At 72.4% G+C, this 3246-nt stretch carries 1 protein-coding gene; it reads left to right on the forward strand.

The window, feature by feature from the left end; translation table 11 throughout:
* A partial coding sequence (locus ABTZ94_RS36955) for a non-ribosomal peptide synthetase (RefSeq protein WP_351207753.1) occupies nucleotides 1–3246 on the forward strand: 3246 nt, incomplete at both ends.

Below are 3246 nucleotides of genomic sequence, written 5' to 3' on the forward strand. Positions count from 1 at the left end.
GGGAGAGCTCTATCTCGCCGGGGAGCAGCTGGCCCGTGGATATCTGGGGCGTCCGGCGCTGACCGCGGAGCGGTTCACGGCCTGTCCGTACGGTGGTCCGGGTGACCGGATGTACCGCACCGGCGACCTGGTGCGGTCCTCCGAGGACGGGACACTGGAGTATCTGGGGCGCGCCGACGACCAGGTGAAGCTGCGGGGCTTCCGGATCGAGCTCGGAGAGATCGAGGCCGCGCTCACGGCCTGTGAGGGGGTCGGCCGGTCCGTCGTCCTGGTCCGTGAGGACCGGCCCGGTGACAAGCGGCTCGTCGCCTACACCGTCCCCCACGACGTCCAGGGCCCGCCCATCGATCCCAGGGCGCTGCGCGAGCAACTGGCCGCCACGCTCCCCGAGTACATGGTGCCGTCGTCGTTCGTCGTTCTCGACGAACTCCCGCTCACCGCCAACGGCAAGCTCGACCGCAAGGCGCTGCCCGCGCCCGAGGAGACGGCCGGCGGCTCCGGCCGCGCCCCGCGTACACCGCAGGAGGAGATCCTCTGCGGCCTGTTCGCCGAGATCCTCGGCCGCCCGGCCGTCGGCGTGGACGACAGCTTCTTCGACCTCGGCGGCCACTCGCTCCAGGCCACCCGCCTGGTCAGCCGCGTGCGGTCCGCGTTCGACGCCGAACTGCCGCTGCGCAGCCTCTTCGAGTCGGCGACCCCGGCCGGGCTCGCCGCCCTCCTCCAGCGGTCCGCGGACGGCCGGCCTGCCCTGGAGCCCCGGCCGCGGCCGGCCGAGATCCCGCTCTCCTTCGCCCAGCGGCGCCTGTGGTTCCTCGGCCGCTTCGACAACACCGGTGCCGGCTACAACATCCCGCTCGTGCTGCAGCTCGACGGCGAACTGGACCAGCGCGCCCTGAGTGACGCCCTGGCCGACGTCACCGCCCGGCACGAGAGCCTGCGCACCGTCTTCGCCGAGACCGACGGCCGCCCCCACCAGGTCGTCCTCGCCCCGGCCCCGGCCGCTCCGCTCCTTCCCGTCGCCGCCACCGACGACGACCTCGACGACCGGCTCGCCGAGGCCGCATCCCTTCCGTTCGACCTGTCGGCCGAGACCCCGCTGCGGACCACTCTCTTCACCCTCGGCACGCGGCGGCACGTCCTGCTGCTTCTGCTGCACCACATCGCGGGCGACGGCTGGTCGCTCGCACCGCTCGCCCGCGACCTGTCGGCCGCCTACGCCGCCCGCCGGGCCGGCGCGGCCCCCGCGTGGGAGCCGCTGCCGGTTCAGTACGCCGACTACAGCCTCTGGCAGCACGAACTCTTCGGCAGCGAGGACGACGAGGACAGCGTCGGCGCGCGTCAGGTCGCCCACTGGAAGCAGGTCCTGGCCGGCCTGCCGGAGGAGCTGGCGCTGCCCACGGACCGTCCGCGCCCCCCGCAGGCAAGCCTGCAGGGCGACGTCGTCGCCTTCTCGCTCACCCCGAAGCTGCACCGCAAGCTCGTCCAGCTGTCCCGCGACAGCCGCTGCAGCCTCTTCATGGTTCTCCAGGCGGGCCTCGCGGCCCTGCTCGACCGGCTCGGCTGCGGCAAGGACATACCCATCGGCACCGCCGTCGCGGGCCGCACGGACGAAGCCCTCGACGACCTCGTCGGCTTCTTCGTCAACAACCTGGTGCTGCGCACCGACACCTCCGGCGACCCTTCCTTCCGTGAGCTGCTGGGCCGGGTCCGCGAGACGGACCTCACCGCCTACGCCCACCAGGACGTCTCCTTCGACCGGCTCGTGGAGGTCCTCAACCCGGGGCGTTCCCTCGCCCGGCACCCGCTGTTCCAGGTGATGCTCACGCTGCAGAACACCGAACGGGCCACCCTGGAGCTTCCCGGCCTGAGCGTCGAACCCCGCGCGGTACAGACCAGCTCGGCCCGTTTCGACCTCGCGCTGGAGCTGGGTGAGAAGCGCGGCGCCGACGGCAGCCACGACGGGCTCGACGGCATCATCGAGTACAGCACCGACCTGTTCGACCGGACCACTGTCGAGAAGTTCACCTCCCGCTTCGTCCGGCTGCTGGAGGCCGTGGCCGCGGACGCGGACCGCACCATCGGCCGGATCGACCTCCTCGGCCCCGTCGAGCGGCACGAACTCCTCGTACGCCGCAACGACACCGGTCACGAGGTGCCCGACACCACCCTGAACGGTCTCCTGGCCGGGCAGGCGGCCCGCACCCCGGACACGCCGGCCCTCGTCTTCGAGGACACCACCCTCACCTACACCGAACTGGATGCCCGCGCCAACCGCCTGGCCCGCCGCCTCGTCGCCGAGGGCGTCGGACCGGAGCGGACCGTGGCCGTGGCGGTGCCGCGCTCCCCTGAGCTCGTCGTCGCGCTGCTCGCCGTCCTCAGGGCCGGCGCCGCCTACCTGCCCGTCGACCCGGACTATCCGGCCGACCGCATCAGCCATCTGCTCACCGAGGCAAGGCCTGCCCTGCTGCTCACGGTCGCGGCGGCCGGACTCCCGGAGTGTCCGGACCTCCGCATCCCCCGCCTGGCACTGGACGACGCGGAGCTGATCGCCGGGCTTCAGGCGCTCGACGCCTCACCGCTGCCGGACACCGCCCGTCCCGACAACCCGGCGTACGTCATCTACACTTCCGGTTCCACCGGCCGCCCCAAGGGTGTGCCCGTGCCGCACCGCGGCATCGTCAACCGGCTGCTGTGGATGCAGGACCGGTACGGCCTGCGCGCCGACGACCGGGTACTCCAGAAGACGCCGTCCGGCTTCGACGTGTCGGTGTGGGAGTTCTTCTGGCCGCTGATCACCGGCGCCACCCTGGTTCTGGCCCGTCCCGAGGGGCACCGGGACCCGGTCTACCTGGCCGGACTGATCCGCGCCGAACGTGTCACCACGCTGCACTTCGTGCCGTCCATGCTCCAGGCCTTCCTCGCCGAGCCGGCCGCGGCCGGGTGCGGGGAGTCCCTTCGCCGGGTGATCTGCAGCGGCGAGGCCCTCACCGGCGACCAGCGCTCCCGCTTCTTCGAGCTGTTCGACGCCGAGCTGCACAACCTCTACGGCCCGACCGAGGCATCCGTCGACGTCACCCACTGGACCTGCGAGCCCTCCGAAGGGGCACGCGCCGTCCCGATCGGCCATCCGGTGTGGAACACCCGGGTGTATGTGCTGGATTCGGCGTTGCGGCCGGTGGCTCCGGGTGTGGTGGGAGAGCTCTATCTCGCCGGGGAGCAGCTGGCCCGTGGATATCTGGGGCGTCC

This window comes from Streptomyces sp. NPDC002785, assembly GCF_040295565.1.
In the GTDB taxonomy this organism is placed as follows: Bacteria; Actinomycetota; Actinomycetes; order Streptomycetales; family Streptomycetaceae; genus Streptomyces.